General features: G+C 58.9%; 13 protein-coding genes, 2 tRNA genes and 3 rRNA genes. 10 read left to right on the top strand and 8 right to left on the bottom strand.

Going from position 1 to position 18,377, the window contains the following annotated elements; all coding sequences use genetic code 11:
* Positions 1–80 precede the first annotated feature (80 nt).
* Both ACN9MY_RS05995 and ACN9MY_RS05990 read left to right on the top strand, forming a co-directional pair.
* Positions 81–764 (top strand): response regulator transcription factor, encoded by a 684-nt coding sequence (locus ACN9MY_RS05995; protein WP_426321141.1) that lies wholly within the window; start codon positions 81–83, stop codon positions 762–764.
* A complete protein-coding gene (locus ACN9MY_RS05990; protein WP_426168459.1) occupies positions 761–2,785 on the top strand; it encodes a sensor histidine kinase in 2,025 nt (674 codons plus the stop codon). The genes ACN9MY_RS05995 and ACN9MY_RS05990 overlap by 4 nt, the downstream gene beginning before the upstream one ends.
* A 56-nt stretch (positions 2,786–2,841) precedes the next feature.
* Here ACN9MY_RS05990 and rrf read toward each other — a convergent pair.
* The 6 genes from rrf to ACN9MY_RS05960 all read right to left on the bottom strand — a co-directional run bounded on the left by rrf (position 2,842) and on the right by ACN9MY_RS05960 (position 8,948).
* Positions 2,842–2,954 (bottom strand): 5S ribosomal RNA (gene rrf / locus ACN9MY_RS05985).
* Positions 2,955–3,038: 84 nt separating this feature from the next.
* Positions 3,039–5,910 (bottom strand): 23S ribosomal RNA (locus tag ACN9MY_RS05980).
* A 178-nt stretch (positions 5,911–6,088) separates the two neighbouring features.
* Positions 6,089–6,164, bottom strand: a tRNA-Ala gene (locus ACN9MY_RS05975).
* 7 nt (positions 6,165–6,171) lie between these two features.
* Positions 6,172–6,248: transfer RNA gene (locus ACN9MY_RS05970), tRNA-Ile, on the bottom strand.
* Between the two features lie 67 nt (positions 6,249–6,315).
* Positions 6,316–7,846, bottom strand: a 16S ribosomal RNA gene (locus tag ACN9MY_RS05965).
* The 16S, 23S and 5S rRNA genes sit together here with 2 tRNA genes alongside, the layout of an rRNA operon.
* A gap of 325 nt (positions 7,847–8,171) precedes the next feature.
* Positions 8,172–8,948 (bottom strand): enoyl-CoA hydratase, encoded by a 777-nt coding sequence (locus ACN9MY_RS05960; protein ID WP_426168456.1) that lies wholly within the window; start codon positions 8,946–8,948, stop codon positions 8,172–8,174.
* A 116-nt stretch (positions 8,949–9,064) separates the two neighbouring features.
* Between ACN9MY_RS05960 and ACN9MY_RS05955 the strand changes: the two genes are divergently transcribed.
* Positions 9,065–9,502, top strand: a complete 438-nt coding sequence (locus ACN9MY_RS05955) for a universal stress protein (RefSeq protein WP_426321139.1) — start codon at positions 9,065–9,067, stop codon at positions 9,500–9,502.
* Positions 9,503–9,564: 62 nt separating this feature from the next.
* Positions 9,565–11,199: a hypothetical protein gene (locus ACN9MY_RS05950; RefSeq protein ID WP_426321137.1), complete on the top strand. Its 1,635-nt coding sequence runs from the start codon at positions 9,565–9,567 to the stop codon at positions 11,197–11,199.
* On the opposite strand, the gene mltA is transcribed toward ACN9MY_RS05950, so the two are convergent.
* Both mltA and apaG read right to left on the bottom strand, forming a co-directional pair.
* A complete protein-coding gene (gene mltA, locus ACN9MY_RS05945) occupies positions 11,196–12,428 on the bottom strand; it encodes a murein transglycosylase A (protein WP_426321135.1) in 1,233 nt (410 codons plus the stop codon). The two genes, ACN9MY_RS05950 and mltA, sit on opposite strands and share 4 nt — an antisense overlap.
* A 117-nt stretch (positions 12,429–12,545) precedes the next feature.
* Entirely contained in the window at positions 12,546–12,920 is a 375-nt protein-coding gene (gene apaG / locus ACN9MY_RS05940) for a Co2+/Mg2+ efflux protein ApaG (RefSeq protein WP_342115459.1), read from the bottom strand.
* Positions 12,921–13,023: 103 nt separating this feature from the next.
* Here apaG and rpe point away from each other — a divergent pair, with 103 nt between their 5' ends.
* From rpe to ACN9MY_RS05910, 6 genes are all read left to right on the top strand, one after another.
* Complete coding sequence (gene rpe, locus ACN9MY_RS05935) at positions 13,024–13,689, top strand: ribulose-phosphate 3-epimerase (protein ID WP_130315645.1); 666 nt, start codon at positions 13,024–13,026, stop codon at positions 13,687–13,689.
* A gap of 2 nt (positions 13,690–13,691) precedes the next feature.
* On the top strand, positions 13,692–14,387 hold the full coding sequence (locus tag ACN9MY_RS05930; protein ID WP_426321132.1) for a phosphoglycolate phosphatase: 696 nt from the start codon (positions 13,692–13,694) through the stop codon (positions 14,385–14,387).
* A gap of 184 nt (positions 14,388–14,571) precedes the next feature.
* Positions 14,572–16,068: an anthranilate synthase component I gene (gene trpE, locus ACN9MY_RS05925; protein WP_426168442.1), complete on the top strand. Its 1,497-nt coding sequence runs from the start codon at positions 14,572–14,574 to the stop codon at positions 16,066–16,068.
* Between the two features lies 1 nt (position 16,069).
* A complete protein-coding gene (locus ACN9MY_RS05920; protein WP_055938512.1) occupies positions 16,070–16,636 on the top strand; it encodes an anthranilate synthase component II in 567 nt (188 codons plus the stop codon).
* Between the two features lie 14 nt (positions 16,637–16,650).
* The gene (gene trpD / locus ACN9MY_RS05915) at positions 16,651–17,688 is read left to right on the top strand and encodes an anthranilate phosphoribosyltransferase (protein ID WP_426168438.1); all 1,038 of its coding nucleotides are present in this window, start codon (positions 16,651–16,653) and stop codon (positions 17,686–17,688) included.
* Positions 17,689–17,691: 3 nt separating this feature from the next.
* Positions 17,692–18,369, top strand: a complete 678-nt coding sequence (locus tag ACN9MY_RS05910) for a LysE family translocator (RefSeq protein ID WP_426321129.1) — start codon at positions 17,692–17,694, stop codon at positions 18,367–18,369.
* Positions 18,370–18,377: the final 8 nt, after the last annotated feature.

The following is an 18,377-nucleotide window of genomic DNA, read 5'->3' as shown; positions in this document are numbered from 1 at the left end:
TGCTGCCGCCTGCCCACTCCCTTCCGGCCTGTGAAGAAAAATTCACGCCGGCGGCCGGGCTTTTGGGTAATACTTCCTGCATGACACGCGTAGCCATCATTGAAGACGATCTCCCCACCAGCAACCAGCTTGCCGGCTGGATTGCCGCGGCCCGCCCCGGCATCCAGGTCGACCAGTGGTTCAACCGCGACGACGCCGAGGCAGCCATCGCCCGTGAACGCTATGACCTGGTGGTACTGGACATTGAACTGGGACGCGAGCGCCACGCCGGCGTCGCCGTCATCAACGCCATCAACAAGCGCCATGCGACGCCGGTGTTGGTGGTGTCGGCCATGCCGGCAGCTATCTACCGCTCGATCATGAAAGCGCTGGACGCCTGGGATTACCTGCAAAAAACCACTTTCGAAGAAGCCGACTTCATCGAAACCTTCCTGGAGATCCTGCGCGCTGCAAAAGACAGCAAGCCCGCCGCCCCGGCCAGCGAGCTTGCGATGGATCCGCTGCGCCAGCGCACGCCCACCTGGCGCGGACAACGCATCAACCTGCCGCTGACGGCGCAGCGCATCCTCTCAGCACTGTTCGAGCGGCGCGGCCAGGTGGTGTCCTACGAAGACCTGTTTGAAGTGGTGAAAAGTGGGCGCAACCGCGACAATATCCGCAAGCATGTGAGCACCATTCGCGACGCCTTCCGCGAAATCGATCCGGACTTCGAGTGCATCGAGAACATCCCGATGCGCGGTTTCCGCTGGACCGACCAGGCATGAACCCCATTTCCCTGCTGACGCCATACCGACTGCGCATCGTATTGCGCATGGCCTTTCCGCTACTGGGAGTCGCCACAGTCGGCCTGGCGGTATCCGTGCTGCAGCAGGAGAAGCAGCTCAGCTACCAGGCTTACGAGCACTCCTTCCACAAGACACGCGAGCAGATCGCCGCTACGCTGCGCCATCCAACCGGGCAGCTCGCCCTGCTGAATCCAACTGTGGGTCAGAACCCCGGCCTTCATCCGGTACTGTTGCCTTATGCCGCATTGGATTTCGACGACCAGGCCAAGGTGCAGCAAGCGATCTCCATGGCCGGCTGCGCTGCACCGCGCAGCGACAAGGGCACGCTTTGTGTCGGCATCGGGAACAATCCCTGGGCAGGCGGCTTTATCTACGTCGCCGGGACCTTCCATGCTCCACTGCTTGCGGCCCACCCGATACGCGAAGAGTCAATCGAAGGGGCTCACCGCGTCGACGTGAAGGTAAGCTTGCGTGGCCAGGAGTACCACTGGATCGCTCCTTTCGAACAGACCGGCGACCCGGCAAACGGCGGCATACGCGGCCGCCTGACCGGCTACACAGCGGCCGATGCAGGCCAGCCGCATGCCCGTCCGGTCAAGGATTTCCGCGGCTGGATCTGGCAAAGCCCGATTTGCGCACCTGAAGGCACGCCTGGCTGCGCGCACAGCACGTTCTTCTCTGTCCGGCTGCCGGTCGGGGTGCTGCAAGACGCCCTTTTTGCCAAGCCCCGGCCAGCCTGGCCGCCAGCGGACTTGGCCAACATCAACGTTGACTTGGCAGTACTGCCGCCAGGCGATGGCCCTGCGCTGCTGGACACGACACGCGACCAGGCCACGCCGCTGTTTTCCCTGCGCGACCTGCAGTCGCTGCTTTTGCCAGGTGAAACCCTGCGCATCCGCACCGAGCAAGGCAAGGAAGTGTTGACCCTTTCGGCAGCCAGCAGCAGTGGCGACCAGAGCTGGCACGCCCTGCTTACCCTGGTGCGCCACCTGCCAGTCGACACCACCGTCAAGGCACTGCAAACCCACGCCAGCGTGCCTACACCGCTTGGCAATTTCGAAATTGAATTGAGCGGAGATGCGCGCAGCGTCAGCGACACCTTGAGCGTGGTGGCCACCCGTGTGTCCTGGTTTGTCGGCGCCATCCTTGGTGCATTGCTGGTGGCTTGGCTTGTAGTGGAAGCTGGCATCATCCGCCCAATCAGCATCCTGACCAAACGCGCCGACAAAGTAGCACGCTCAGTCAAGACTGCCGGAGCGCTCGATGAATTTGACTTGTCCGACCTGCGCGGCCGCGACGAATTGGGTGTGCTGGCCAACTGCCTGCACGACCTGCTGCGGCGAGTGCGCGAGGACGTGGAGAAGGAAGCGATTCGCGCCGAGCAGGAGCGAGACATGTGGCACGCAGTCGGCCACGAAATCATGTCGCCGCTACAGTCGCTGATGGCGCTGCACGGTGGCGAGCATGACCCAAGTGGGCGCTATATTCACCGCATGCAGCAGGCAGTACGTGTACTTTATGGACAAGCATCACCCAGCGAGGCATTTCAGTCGACCACCCTGCAGCTGGAAACCCTGGACCTCGACGCCTTCCTGCGCGATGTGGCAGCCAACGCACCTTGTGTCGGCATTGCCGACGTAAGCTACCAGGGCGGAACGCCCGCCATGGTTCGCGCCGATCCTTATTCGCTGGAAGATGTGGTGACCCACATCTTGAACAACGCTAACCGCCACCGAACGCCGGGCACCCCGATCACGATGACGTTGACGTCAGACCAGCGCACAGCCAGCCTGGCAATCCATAACAAAGGCGCCTCGATCGCGCCGGCGCTGATCGACAAGGTATTCGAGTATGGCGTATCGGGCCAGGAAGAAGGCGCCAATCGCGGCCAAGGCCTGTTCGTCGTCAAGACTTATATGGCCAAGATGGGCGGCACAGTAGCTGTGCGCAATGTGGCTGGCGGCGTCGAGTTCACACTGACGCTGCATGCGGGAGCCTGAAGTAGAAAAGCAAAAAGCCCGCCGGCATTCATGCCTGGCGGGCTTTTCTAATAAGAGCCTGACGATAACCTACTTTCACACTGGTTGCAGCACTATCATCGGCGCAGAGTCGTTTCACGGTCCTGTTCGGGATGGGAAGGGGTGGGACCGACTTGCTATGGTCATCAGGCATGACTTGTCAACAATCGTGGAAGAAGTAAAGTTGGGGTAGTGTTCTCAAACACGGTAAGTGCTACATAACCGTCAAGGTTATAGGGACAAGCCGTACGGGCAATTAGTATCAGTTAGCTTAATGCATTACTGCACTTCCACACCTGACCTATCAACGTCCTGGTCTCGAACGACCCTTCAAGGAGCTCAAGGCTCCGGGAAATCTCATCTTAAGGCAAGTTTCCCGCTTAGATGCTTTCAGCGGTTATCTCTTCCGAACTTAGCTACCCGGCAATGCCACTGGCGTGACAACCGGTACACCAGAGGTTCGTCCACTCCGGTCCTCTCGTACTAGGAGCAGCCCCCTTCAAATTTCCAACGCCCACGGCAGATAGGGACCAAACTGTCTCACGACGTTTTAAACCCAGCTCACGTACCACTTTAAATGGCGAACAGCCATACCCTTGGGACCGGCTACAGCCCCAGGATGTGATGAGCCGACATCGAGGTGCCAAACTCCCCCGTCGATATGAACTCTTGGGAGGAATCAGCCTGTTATCCCCAGAGTACCTTTTATCCGTTGAGCGATGGCCCTTCCATACAGAACCACCGGATCACTATGTCCTACTTTCGTACCTGCTCGACTTGTCGGTCTCGCAGTTAAGCACGCTTATGCCATTGCACTATTAGCACGATGTCCGACCGTACCTAGCGTACCTTCGAACTCCTCCGTTACCGTTTGGGAGGAGACCGCCCCAGTCAAACTGCCTACCATGCACTGTCCCCGATCCGGATTACGGACCAAGGTTAGAACCTCAAACAAACCAGGGTGGTATTTCAAGGATGGCTCCATAGGAACTGGCGTCCCTACTTCAAAGCCTCCCACCTATCCTACACAGATTGGTTCAAAGTCCAATGCAAAGCTACAGTAAAGGTTCATGGGGTCTTTCCGTCTAGCCGCGGGTAGATTGCATCATCACAAACACTTCAACTTCGCTGAGTCTCGGGAGGAGACAGTGTGGCCATCGTTACGCCATTCGTGCAGGTCGGAACTTACCCGACAAGGAATTTCGCTACCTTAGGACCGTTATAGTTACGGCCGCCGTTTACTGGGACTTCAATCAAGAGCTTGCACCCCATCATTTAATCTTCCAGCACCGGGCAGGCGTCACACCCTATACGTCCACTTTCGTGTTTGCAGAGTGCTGTGTTTTTATTAAACAGTCGCAGCCACCAGTTTATTGCAACCTTTTCGCCCTTCCACAGTAAAGTGGTCAAGCTACCGAGGCGTACCTTATCCCGAAGTTACGGTACCAATTTGCCGAGTTCCTTCTCCCGAGTTCTCTCAAGCGCCTTAGAATACTCATCTCGCCCACCTGTGTCGGTTTGCGGTACGGTCTCGTATGACTGAAGCTTAGAGGCTTTTCTTGGAACCACTTCCGATTGCTTCGCGAGCAAGCTCGCTCGTCCCAGTCCCTTGAATTACGCGCCCGGATTTGCCTAAGCGCCTTCTATGAACCAGAAACTGCCTATTCCAACAGGCAGACAACCTTCCGCGATCCGTCCCCCCATCGCATCATACGACGGTGCAGGAATATTAACCTGCTTCCCATCAGCTACGCATCTCTGCCTCGCCTTAGGGGCCGACTCACCCTGCTCCGATGAACGTTGAACAGGAAACCTTGGGCTTACGGCGTGCGGGCTTTTCACCCGCATTATCGCTACTCATGTCAGCATTCGCACTTCTGATACCTCCAGCATCCTTTACAAGACACCTTCGCAGGCTTACAGAACGCTCTCCTACCATATCCTTGCGGATATCCGCAGCTTCGGTGACTGGCTTAGCCCCGTTACATCTTCCGCGCAGGACGACTCGATCAGTGAGCTATTACGCTTTCTTTAAATGATGGCTGCTTCTAAGCCAACATCCTGACTGTTTTAGCCTTCCCACTTCGTTTTCCACTTAGCCAATCTTTGGGACCTTAGCTGGCGGTCTGGGTTGTTTCCCTCTTGACACCGGACGTTAGCACCCGATGTCTGTCTCCCAAGCTCGCACTCAACGGTATTCGGAGTTTGCAATGGTTTGGTAAGTCGCGATGACCCCCTAGCCATAACAGTGCTCTACCCCCGTCGGTGATACTTGAGGCACTACCTAAATAGTTTTCGGAGAGAACCAGCTATTTCCAAGTTTGTTTAGCCTTTCACCCCTATCCACAGCTCATCCCCTAATTTTTCAACATTAGTGGGTTCGGTCCTCCAGTGCGTGTTACCGCACCTTCAACCTGGCCATGGATAGATCACTTGGTTTCGGGTCTACACCCAGCGACTGGCGCCCTGTTCGGACTCGATTTCTCTACGGCTCCCCTATCTGGTTAACCTCGCCACTGAATGTAAGTCGCTGACCCATTATACAAAAGGTACGCCGTCACCCCTTACGAGGCTCCGACTGTTTGTATGCACACGGTTTCAGGATCTATTTCACTCCCCTCCCGGGGTTCTTTTCGCCTTTCCCTCACGGTACTGGTTCACTATCGGTCGATTACGAGTATTTAGCCTTGGAGGATGGTCCCCCCATGTTCAGACAGGATTTCTCGTGTCCCGCCCTACTTGTCGTACGCTTAGTACCACCGCTTGGATTTCATGTACGGGGCTATCACCCGCTATGGCCAGAGTTTCCAATCTGTTCCATTATCCAAACGACTATCACGTACAGGCTCTTCCCATTTCGCTCGCCACTACTTTGGGAATCTCGGTTGATTTCTTTTCCTGCAGCTACTTAGATGTTTCAGTTCGCCGCGTTCGCTTCACACACCTATGTATTCAGTGAGTGATGACCTATAAGGCCGGGTTTCCCCATTCGGAAATCTTCGGATCAAAGCTTGTTTGTCAGCTCCCCGAAGCTTATCGCAGACTTCTACGTCCTTCATCGCCTGTAATCGCCAAGGCATCCGCCATGTGCACTTATTCACTTGTCCCTATAACCTTGACGGCTACAGGTTCAAGCACTTACTACTGTGTTTGATGAGTTTTACTACTACCCTAAGTAATATCTTTCGATATCGCTTAATAAAACTTTTACTTCTTCCAGATTGTTAAAGAACGATGAACATTTAAGCGTTCAAACCTAAGCGGCTACGCTTACGTTTGAAAACTTGGTGGAGGATGACGGGATCGAACCGACGACCCCCTGCTTGCAAAGCAGGTGCTCTCCCAGCTGAGCTAATCCCCCATTGGTTTGGTAGGGCTGGTTGGGCTCGAACCAACGACCCCCGCGTTATCAACACGGTGCTCTAACCAGCTGAGCTACAGCCCCAACATTGCTGTTCTTCGTATTACAACAGTCGATAAGTGTGAACGTTTGAGTCTGATGCCGACTCTAGAAAGGAGGTGATCCAGCCGCACCTTCCGATACGGCTACCTTGTTACGACTTCACCCCAGTCACGAATCCTACCGTGGTAAGCGCCCTCCTTGCGGTTAAGCTACCTACTTCTGGTAAAACCCGCTCCCATGGTGTGACGGGCGGTGTGTACAAGACCCGGGAACGTATTCACCGCGACATGCTGATCCGCGATTACTAGCGATTCCAACTTCATGTAGTCGAGTTGCAGACTACAATCCGGACTACGATACACTTTCTGGGATTAGCTCCCCCTCGCGGGTTGGCGGCCCTCTGTATGTACCATTGTATGACGTGTGAAGCCCTACCCATAAGGGCCATGAGGACTTGACGTCATCCCCACCTTCCTCCGGTTTGTCACCGGCAGTCTCATTAGAGTGCTCTTGCGTAGCAACTAATGACAAGGGTTGCGCTCGTTGCGGGACTTAACCCAACATCTCACGACACGAGCTGACGACAGCCATGCAGCACCTGTGTGCAGGTTCTCTTTCGAGCACTCCCGGATCTCTCCAGGATTCCTGCCATGTCAAGGGTAGGTAAGGTTTTTCGCGTTGCATCGAATTAATCCACATCATCCACCGCTTGTGCGGGTCCCCGTCAATTCCTTTGAGTTTTAATCTTGCGACCGTACTCCCCAGGCGGTCTACTTCACGCGTTAGCTGCGTTACTAAGTCAATTAAGACCCAACAACTAGTAGACATCGTTTAGGGCGTGGACTACCAGGGTATCTAATCCTGTTTGCTCCCCACGCTTTCGTGCATGAGCGTCAGTTTTGACCCAGGGGGCTGCCTTCGCCATCGGTGTTCCTCCACATCTCTACGCATTTCACTGCTACACGTGGAATTCTACCCCCCTCTGCCAAACTCTAGCCTCGCAGTCTCCATCGCCATTCCCAGGTTAAGCCCGGGGATTTCACGACAGACTTACGAAACCGCCTGCGCACGCTTTACGCCCAGTAATTCCGATTAACGCTTGCACCCTACGTATTACCGCGGCTGCTGGCACGTAGTTAGCCGGTGCTTATTCTTCAGGTACCGTCAGCAGATCTGGATATTAGCCAGACCCTTTTCTTCCCTGACAAAAGAGCTTTACAACCCGAAGGCCTTCTTCACTCACGCGGCATTGCTGGATCAGGGTTGCCCCCATTGTCCAAAATTCCCCACTGCTGCCTCCCGTAGGAGTCTGGACCGTGTCTCAGTTCCAGTGTGGCTGGTCGTCCTCTCAGACCAGCTACTGATCGTTGCCTTGGTGAGCCTTTACCTCACCAACTAGCTAATCAGATATCGGCCGCTCCAGGAGCACAAGGCCTTGCGGTCCCCTGCTTTCATCCTTAGATCGTATGCGGTATTAGCGTAACTTTCGCTACGTTATCCCCCACTCTTGGGTACGTTCCGATATATTACTCACCCGTTCGCCACTCGCCGCCAGGCCGAAGCCCGCGCTGCCGTTCGACTTGCATGTGTAAAGCATGCCGCCAGCGTTCAATCTGAGCCAGGATCAAACTCTTCAGTTCAATCTCTGTTTTTGCCGCATTTCTGCGGCAGGTCACTCACTCAAAATACTGACGAAATCTCATAAAGAGATTTACGTTTAATTTTGTGCGAGCGTTATAACGTATATTTTGAGCATCGAGCCCGAAGGCTCGGGCATATCGTCAAACGCCCACACTTATCGACTGTTGATTTTTAAAGATCGCTGCCTTATCGTTGACAAAGCGTTGTGTTTGTCAGCAGCAGAGAAGCGAGATTATGCGGTACAGCGTGCAACTCGTCAACCCCTCTTTTTCTTCTCTCGCTTCGTTGCGTTAAGTACGCTGCGTTGCGAGGGACCGAACTATATCAAAGCCCCTCGAAGTTTGGCAAGCGCTTTTCGAGGAAGGCATACATGCCTTCGCGCTGGGCCGGCGTGCCGAAGCCTGCGTGGAACAGGCGGCGCTCGTAATTCACGCCTTCCGACAACGTGGTCTCAAAGGCGCGGTTCACGCAGTCCTTGATTTGCATGGCGACGGAAACCGGCATCTGGGCGATGCCCTGGGCGATCTCCAGCACGGATTCGATCAGCTTGTCGGCCGGGACTACGCGCGAGACCAGGCCAATGCGCTCCGCTTCGGCCGCATCGATCATGCGGGTGGTCAGCAGCATATCCATCGCTTTCGCCTTACCAATGGTGCGCGGCAGGCGCTGGGTGCCGCCGGCGCCCGGAGTAACGCCGACCTTGATTTCAGGCTGGCCGAACTTGGCGGTGTCGGCTGCAACCAGGAAATCGCACATCATGGCCAGTTCGCAACCGCCACCCAGCGCGAAGCCGGCCACGGCGCCGATCACCGGCTTGCGCACTTTCAGGATGTGCTCCCAGTTGCGCCCAATATAGTTGTCGCGGTGGGTGTCCTGGTAGGTGTAATCCTTCATCGCAGCGATGTCTGCGCCGGCGGCAAAGGCCTTTTCGCTGCCGGTCAGTACGATCACGTGGATCGCCGGGTCTTTTTCGAACTTGGCGAAAGCCTCGCCCAGCTCATTCATCATATTGTCGTTCAGGGCGTTGAGGGCCTTGGGACGGTTCAGGCGGATCAGCGCCACTTTGTCGTGAACTTCTACGAGCAGGTCCTGGTATTCCATTTATTCTCCTCCAGTCGGTTAGCTATCGGGCAATTGTAGCTGTTGTGCACGAAGCGCGCGCCGATGAATCAGGGGTAGACCTACACTGGACTGGAGAATTTGTCAGGAGAACTGCCATGTTCAAATCGATTTTGCTGCCCACCGACGGCTCGCAACTTTCGGAACGGGCCACCCAGACTGCGATCGAATTCGCAAAGATCCATGGCGCGCGCATCACTGCGGTCTCCGTGGTCCAGCCCCTCCCCTTCGTACCCTTGGCCGATGCGGCCGTGCTGCCAGACCCCGGCGTCTTTGACCGCGAAGTACGGAGCAATGTCCAGGCTGGCCTGGATAAGGTGCTTGCGGCAGCCACCGCAGCCGGCATCGAGTGCGATGCCGTGCTGGGCGAGGCAATCAACCCCTACGAGGTCATCGTCAAGACCGCGGAAGAGCGGCATTGCGACATCATCCTGATGGCGTCCCATGGCCGCAAGGGCCTGAATAAACTATTCCTTGGAAGCGAAACCCAGAAGGTTCTCGCACATACGCATTTGCCGGTGCTCGTTCTACGCTGACCCCTGATCTTATTGCGAATTTGGTAATATTTATCGAATTCACAACTTGATCAAGGGTCAGAATGAAGCACCTCGGCTTACTGGCAGGGCTGGCACTGGCGATGTCTGGCGCCGCTGCCGAAAACGTACACGTCACTGTCCGCCTGGCGGCTCCCGACGCATTGGAAGTCAGCTACGAGCTGCCCGCCGCCTGCACGCAACTGCCGTTCCTGAAGACTGGCGCCGGCGCTGCCGAGATACGCTCGCACTGGCAAGCTGTCGGCGAGTGCGGCAAAGCTGGCGGTGACGCACTGGCGCGCGGCGCCAACAATTGCAAGGCGCTCGCCTTCCTCATCCCTGCCACGACCAACAAGGTCGAGGGATATCCCGGTTCCTTCCCTACCGGCGAAGGTATCTACGCGCATATGTCGAACTATGCTGTCACCGAGGCCTGTGGAGCGGTGATTTACCGCTTTGCTGCGCCCGGCAGCATACTGACAGGTTTGGCGCGGCACGAAGGAAGCGCAACTGCCCACGCCGATGCGCCGGCACTGCTGTTCCCGGCCCGCTTGCCGGCGGCAGGCACGAGCCTCGACTACTACGATCCGGCGCTGCCGCCCGCCACTGTGACGCAATTGCGCGAGCGGGCCGACCGCACTGCGAAGTGGCTGAACAACCGCATGCCGGGAGCACAGTTCAGGCGCCCGATCATTGCTGCCACCATGGCAAAGGAGCCGGGCGGACCGAATATTGACGGAAGCGCCGGCGACATCCTCCATCTGGCGCTGTTCAACTGGCCTGCCGAGCCATCGCCGGAGGTATCCCGCCTTGCCAACAAGCTGGTGGCGCATGAAATGAGCCACCGCTTCCAGATCCGCGACGCCGTGGACATCTACGACGATTCGCGCCTGATCAACGAGGGTATCGGCGAATTCCTGCGCTGGCTGGTGTCCGTGCACGAAGGCTGGTTGACGCCGCAGGAAGCCGCGAACGAACTGGATGATGCTCTCGCCGCCTGCATGCTGATCGCCGACGACCGCCGCTGGCATGCTATCTCCCCCGCGGAGATCGGCGGCACGCGCCTGGAGTACGAATGTGGCCTGCCGGCCTTTGTTTACGCCTTGGCGGCACGCCAGGGCAAGGGTGACGCCGTCGCGCGCATCGACGACTTTTACCGCCAGCTTCGCAATGGCGCCAAGCCGGACCTGGCCCAGGCAATGGAATGCGGAAGCCAGGCCTGCAAGGCAATGGTGCTCCCGGCAGTGCTGGATGGCTCCGGCGCAATGCGCGACGAATGGTCGCGCGTGCTCGATCAGACAGGGTTGGCCAAGCCGGTGGCGCCGACGCAGCGCCAGACCGACGCGATGATGCTGCGGGCGCTGACCAAGCTGGTGCGCGAAGACTGCAAGGGCAAGCGCAGCATGACGCCCACCAGCACCAGCATCCTGGTCGATACCCTGCCTTCGTGCACGACCTTGCGCCAGGATGTGGAAGTGGTGCAGGTCGAGAGAAAGCCGCTGTTTGGCGGCATGCAGGCCTTGCCGGCCATCTCGCAGGCATGCGCCGCGCGGCATGAAGTGGTGCTGGGTTTGAAGGACGGCGCTACGCTGCCCGTTCCCTGCCGCTCTCCCTACCAGGCAAGCGCGCGCATGTATGCTGCCGATATCGGCAAGATCATGCGCGCGCTGAATGTGCCCGATGCGCAGGGCAAGCGTTAGCGGGCGAGCTTGGGCAACAGCACCCAGATACTGCCGCGCTGTTTCATGCGGCCGGCGAAATCGGCAGCTTCCGAACCAAAGCCGAAGAACAGGTCAAGACGGATGGCGCCCTTGATGGCGCCGCCGGTATCCTGCGCCAGCATCAGCCTTTGCAGCGGCAGCTCATCGTCGCCAGGCAGCGTGGTATTCAGGTAGACCGGGGCTCCCAGCGGAAGCTGGCTGCGGTCGATCGCCACGGAACGCTGCGGCGTCAGCGGCACGTTCAGCGTCCCTTTCGGGCCGACCTTCGGGTCGGGCAGCTTTTCTTCCTTGAAGAAGACGTAGCTTGGATTGGCATTGAACAGCTCCTGCTGGCGCGTCGGGTGGCCGTCGATCCAGGCCTTGATGCCTTGCGCAGTGGCTTGTTCAGCGGTCAGCTCACCCTTCTGCACCAGCCATTTGCCGATCGACTGGTACGGCCGGCCATTCTGGTCGGCATAGGCAACGCGCACGGTATCGCCGTCAGGCAGTTGCACACGGCCGGAACCCTGCACTTCCAGGAAGAAGGCCTCGACCGAATCGTCCACCCACAGCAGCTCGTTGCCCGGCAAGCCCGTACGGCTGATTTCTTCTCGCGCCGGATAGGGCACGACGCGCTTGCCTTTCAGGCGGCCGCGTACACGCTTGCCCGCCAGTTCGGGATAGACCGAGCCGACATCGATGATGACCATATCGTCCGGCACCTTGTACAACGGTGTCTGGTAAGGGCCGCCCTTCTTGCGGGCGCCGCGCAGCAGCGGTTCGTAATAGCCGGTAATCAGGCCGGTATTGCTGCCATCCGGCGCGACCACTTGGTGCGGGTCGAAGAAGGATTCAAAGAACAGGCGGATGGCAGCCTGGCTATTGGCGTCCACGGTCTTGGCGATCGCGCAGGGTTCCTTCCAGTCTGCTCCGCTTGCCAGCTTGGAGCAGGACAGCATGAAGGCCGGCCATGCAGCGCGCAGGTCGTCACGATCCCAGCCCGGCAAGTCGGAGAAGCGGGCGGGAATGAATTCCGCTTTGGCAGGCGGGGTCGGTGCGGCCGGCACGGTGGGTTGGACCGGCGGCTGGGCCGGCGTGGCAGGCGCAGTCGGCGTGACAGGGGCAGGCTGCGACGGTTTGGCAGGCGGCGGTGGTGGAGTGACGCAACCGGCCAGCACTAACGCGACGGCGGTGGCGCAAACGGGTAAACTACGGCGTGTCAAAAACATGAGGTGTTGTCTATGATTTATCTGATGCTTGAAGCGCTGGTGGCGCTCTTCCTTCTGGTATTCATCGTCTGGTGGACGCTGCCGCCCAACAAAAAGAAGAAGGACGGCGAGAAGTAACTAGTGCAGGGTTCGCGGCAAGGACAGCACGAATTCAGGAATCTTGGTTTCAAACTGGTGGCCGTCTTCAGCCACGCAGAAATATTCCCCATACATGGAGCCCTGCGGCGTGCGCAACTGCGTGCCGCTGGTGTACTCGAACACCTCGCCCGGCGCCAGCAATGGCTGATGGCCGACGACGCCCAGGCCGCGTACTTCTTCAATATGGTTGTTCGCATCGGTGATCACCCAGTGACGGGAGATCAGCTGGGCCGGCACGGTGCCGGTGTTCTTGATGGTGATCGTGTAAGTGAACACGAAATTGGTGCGGTCCGGATTGGACTGTTCCGGCAGGTACTGCGTGCGTACCTCGACCGCAAACTCATACTGGGCCATAAGGGTTTCCTTCATAACAATTGGGCAATTCTAGTCCAAGCAATCGGACAGCGTCCGCACAGCAGCGTAAAATAACGCATCTTTTTTTCTCAGCCGACCAGCCATGACCACTTTCCGTATCGCTCCGAGCATCCTGTCCGCCGACTTCGCCCGCCTGGGTGAAGAGGTTCGCAACGTAGTTGCCGCTGGCGCCGACATCATCCACTTCGACGTCATGGACAACCACTACGTGCCTAACCTCACCGTCGGCCCGCTGGTCTGCCAGGCGATCCGCCCGCACGTGCAAGTGCCGATCGACGTGCACCTGATGGTCAAGCCGGTCGACCGCATCATCCCTGATTTCGCCAAGGCTGGCGCCAACATCATCACCTTCCATCCGGAAGCGTCCGACCACATCGACCGTTCGCTGCAACTGATCCGCGACAACGGCTGCAAGGCTGGCCTGGTGTTCAATCCTGCCACCCCACTGAGCTACCTGGATCACGTGATGGACAAGATCGACATGATCCTGATCATGTCGGTGAACCCGGGCTTCGGCGGCCAGTCCTTCATCCCGCAGGCGCTGAAGAAGATCGCCGAAGCGCGCCGCCGCATCGACGAATCCGGCCGCGACATCATGCTGGAAGTCGACGGCGGCATCAAGATCGACAACATCAAGGCCGCGGCAGAAGCCGGCGCCGACACCTTCGTGGCTGGTTCCGCGATCTTCGGCCAGCCTGACTACAAGGCCGTGATTGACGCGATGCGCGGCCAACTGGCTTCGCTGTAAGAATGGCGGCGGTCCTGCGCGGCGTAAGGGCCGCCATCATTGACCTCGACGGCACGATGCTCGACACGATGCCGGACTTCGAAGTGGCCATCAACCTGATGCGCGAAGAACTGGGGCTGGCGCCCATTACGGTCGCGCAGATCGAACTGATGGTCGGCAAAGGGTCGGAGAACCTGGTGCGGCGCGTGCTCGCACTGGACCACGACGATGCCGGCGTCGAGCAGCACTTCCCGGCCGCGATGGAAGCCTACCAGCGCCACTACCTGGTCATCAATGGCCGGCACAGCGAAGTATATGCCGACGTGGTGGCGGGCCTGGAGCGCATGCGTGCGGACGGGCTGCGCCTGGCCTGCGTGACCAATAAGCCGGTGGCATTCGCCGAGCCGCTGCTTGCGCTGAAGGGCCTGGACGGCTACTTCGAAGTGCTGTTCGGCGGCGATTCCTTCGAAAAGAAGAAACCCCACCCCCTGCCCTTGCTGAAGGCCTGCGAATTTTTCGACTTGCCGCCGGCGCAGGTGGTGGCGATTGGCGACTCCTCGAACGACGCCGAAGCGGCCCGCGCGGCTGGCTGTCCTGTGCTGACTGTGCCATATGGATATAACCACGGCGTGGGTATACACGAAACAGATTCCGATGGTATAGTTGACACGCTGCTTCATGCAGCTGCCTTGATTAGCACGCAAAACGACGCTATCTGACCGAAATGTTTCTCAACAAAAGACACAATGTAACCCACCGGGGCTCGATTGAGGCCTGGCTGTGGCGACGCTGGCAATCCTGACTTAGTCCCGATTGCTGTCGGCGCACGTGCGTGTCACTGCTCCGGCAGGTTTTTTGTAACCGAACCGCCACCACCACATCCATGGCGGAATGGAGAGAAACATGACCGAACTCGAATTCAAATCCCTGGCCGCGGAAGGCTACAACCGTATTCCTTTGATCGCGGAAGCTTTCGCCGACCTGGAAACCCCGCTCACCCTGTACCTCAAGCTGGCCCAGACCCAGAACTACGGCAAGAACACCTTCCTGCTGGAGTCGGTGGTGGGCGGCGAGCGTTTCGGCCGCTACTCCTTCATCGGCCTGCCTGCCAATACCCTGCTGCGCAGCACCGGCAAGCTGACCGAGATCGTCAAGAACGGCCAGGTGATCGAGACCCACGAGGGCAATCCCCTCGAATTCATTGAGCAATACCAGGCGCGCTTCAAAGTAGCCGTGCGTCCCGGCATGCCGCGCTTCTGCGGCGGCCTGGCCGGCTACTTCGGCTACGACACCGTGCGCCATATTGAAAAGACCCTGGCCAGGACGCAGCCGAAGGACGACCTGGGCCTGCCGGAAATCCAGTTGATGGTGACCGAGGAACTGGCCGTCATCGACAACCTGTCCGGCAAGTTGTACCTGATCGTCTACGCCGATCCGCAGCAGCCGGAAGCCTTCGCCAAGGCCCGCCAGCGCCTCAAAGACCTGCGCGCCCTGCTGCGGCGCGGTGTCGATGCGCCGGTCACCACGCCGTCGGTACGCACCGAGACCATCCGCGACTTCGCCAAAGAGGATTACCTGAAGGCCGTCGCCAAGGCACACGAATATATCCTGGCGGGCGACCTGATGCAGGTGCAGATCGGCCAGCGCATCCGCAAGCCATACGTGGATTCGCCGCTCACGCTGTACCGCTCCCTGCGTTCGCTGAACCCGTCGCCGTACATGTACTTCTACAATTTCGGCGACATGCAGATCGTTGGTGCGTCGCCGGAAATCCTGGTGCGCAACGAGACCCTGGCTGACGGCGAAAAGAAAGTCACGCTGCGCCCGATCGCCGGCACCCGCCCGCGCGGCAATACGCCGGAACGCGATGCGGCGCTGGCCGAAGAACTGCTGAACGATCCGAAGGAAGTGGCGGAACACGTGATGCTGATCGACCTGGCCCGCAATGACCTGGGCCGCATCTCCGAAACCGGCAGCGTGAAGCTGACCGACAAGATGGTGATCGAGAAGTACTCGCACGTGCAGCACATCGTCTCCAACGTGGAGGGCAAGCTGAAGAAAGGCATGTCCAACCTCGACGTGCTGCGCGCCACCTTCCCTGCCGGCACCCTGACCGGTGCGCCGAAAGTGCGTGCGATGGAAATCATCGACGAACTGGAAATCTGCAAGCGCGGCATCTACGGCGGCGCCTGCGGCTACCTGTCCTTCGGCGGCGAAATGGACGTGGCAATTGCGATCCGCACCGGCGTGATCAAGGACGGCATGCTGTACGTGCAGGCCGCCGCCGGCATCGTCGCCGACTCGATACCGGAAATGGAATGGCAGGAAACTGAAAACAAGGCGCGCGCCGTGCTGCGCGCGGCCGAGCAAGTGCAAGATGGCCTGGATGGGGAGTTCTGAAATGCTGCTGATGATCGACAACTACGACTCCTTCACCTACAACATCGTGCAGTATTTCGGCGAGCTGGGCGAAGACGTGCGCGTGCACCGCAACGACGAAATCACCATCGCCGAAATCGAAGCATTGAATCCCGACCGCATCTGCATCTCGCCGGGTCCGAAAGACCCGTCGCAGGCGGGCATTTCGCTGGAAGTGCTGAAGCACTTCGCGGGCAAGAAACCTATCCTGGGCGTCTGCCTGGGACACCAGGCCATCGGCGAAGCCTTTGGCGGCAAAGTTATCCGCGCCAAGCAAGTCATGCATGGCAAAACTTCTCTTATCGCGCATACGGGTGTGGGCGTGTTCCAGGGCTTATCCAGCCCGTTCACGGTAATCCGCTACCACTCTTTGGCAATCGAGCGATCCTCGCTGCCTTCCTGCCTGGAAGTCACAGCCTGGACCGACGACGGCGAAATCATGGGCGTGCGGCACAAGGAATACGACATCGAGGGCGTGCAGTTCCACCCCGAGTCCATCCTGTCCGAGCACGGCCACGCCTTGCTGAAGAATTTCCTCGATCGCAAATAAGAGAAGGAAGCATCATGCCTATCACGCATCAAGAAGCACTGGTTCGCTGCATCGAACACCGTGAGATTTTCCACGACGAGATGCTGTACCTGTTCCGCCAGATCATGTCGGGCGAAATGTCGCCAGTCATGGTGGCTGCCCTGACCATGGGCTTGCGCGTCAAGAAGGAAACCATCGGCGAGATCACCGCTGCGGCACAGGTCATGCGCGAGTTCTCGACCAAGGTCCCGATGGCCGATACCACCAACCTGGTGGATATCGTCGGCACCGGCGGCGATGGCGCGCACACGTTCAATATTTCTTCCGCTTCGATGTTTGTCGCCGCTGCCGCCGGTGCGCGCGTGGCCAAGCATGGCGGACGCTCCGTGTCGTCCTCCTCGGGCAGCGCCGACCTGATCGAATCGCTGGGCGCGAACATCAACCTGAAGCCGGAACAGATCGCGCAGTCGATCGCGCAGACCGGCATCGGCTTCATGTTCGCGCCAAATCACCACGCTGCGATGAAGCATGTGGCGCCGGTGCGCCGCGAACTGGGCGTGCGCTCCATCTTCAATATCCTTGGCCCGCTGACCAATCCAGCCGGCGCCCCGAACATCCTGATGGGCGTGTTCCACCCGGACCTGGTGGGTATCCAGGTGCGCGTGCTGCAGCGTTTGGGCGCGCAGCATGCGGTGGTCGTCTATGGCCGCGACAATATGGATGAAGTGTCGCTGGGCGCAGGCACCATGGTGGGTGAACTGGTCAACGGCGAAATCCGCGAGTATGAAATCCATCCTGAAGATTTCGGCCTGTCGATGATCGCTTCGCGCAACCTCAAGGTGGCGGATGCCACCGAATCGAAGGCGCGCGTGATGGAAGCCCTGCACGGCGAACCGGGGCCTGCGTCGGATATCGTGGCGCTGAATGCTGGCACCGCCTTGTATGCGGCCGGCGTAGCCTCGTCCATCGAGGACGGGCTGGCGCGGGCACGAACGGCTGTGTCGTCCGGCGCCGCGGTGGCCAAGCTGGAACAGTTCGTTCGCGTCACGCAGGAACTCGGCCGGGAGGGTTAAGCGATGTTCGGCATCCATGACCTGACGCTGTTTGTGATCTCCGGTCTGCTGCTGAACATCATGCCGGGACCGGATTCGCTGCTGATCATGGCGCGCAGCGCTAGCCAGGGCTGGCGTGCTGGTTGCGCTGCGGCGCTGGGGGTCGGCGCGGGCACCATGCTGCACATCGGCGCGGCAGCGCTTGGCCTGTCGGCCCTGCTGGCTACCTCCGCCACCGCCTTCACCGTTGTCAAATGGGTGGGCGCGGCGTATATCGTCTGGTGCGGCATCGGCATGCTGCGGGCGCGGCTTAAGGCCGATAAAACCGGCACACCGGTGTCTGACCCATTGGGTCAGACACCGCCCTACCGGTTTGCGCCGCAGGCGAATCTGCCCTACCGCAAAATCTTCGCGCAAGGCTTCCTGACCAATGTCCTGAACCCGAAAGTCGCGTTGTTCTTCCTGGCATTCGTGCCGCAGTTTATCGACGTGGACGCGGCCAACAAGCCGCTGGCCTTCCTGGTCCTTGGCTGCATCTTCAATTTCAACGGCATGCTGTGGTGTAACAGCCTTGCCATCTTCACCGCCTTCGCAAGCGCGCGGCTGAAGGTCAAACCACTGGTGGCGCTGTGGCTGAACCGCGCGACCGGCAGCCTGTTCATCGCGCTTGGCGCGCGCCTGGCCCTGGCCGAACAACATTAAAGAATCAT

Source organism: Pseudoduganella sp. R-31 (assembly GCF_049913235.1).
GTDB lineage: Bacteria > Pseudomonadota > Gammaproteobacteria > Burkholderiales > Burkholderiaceae_D > Rugamonas.
Note: the sequence above shows the minus strand (reverse complement) of the source record. Positions and strands in the feature narration are given on the sequence as shown.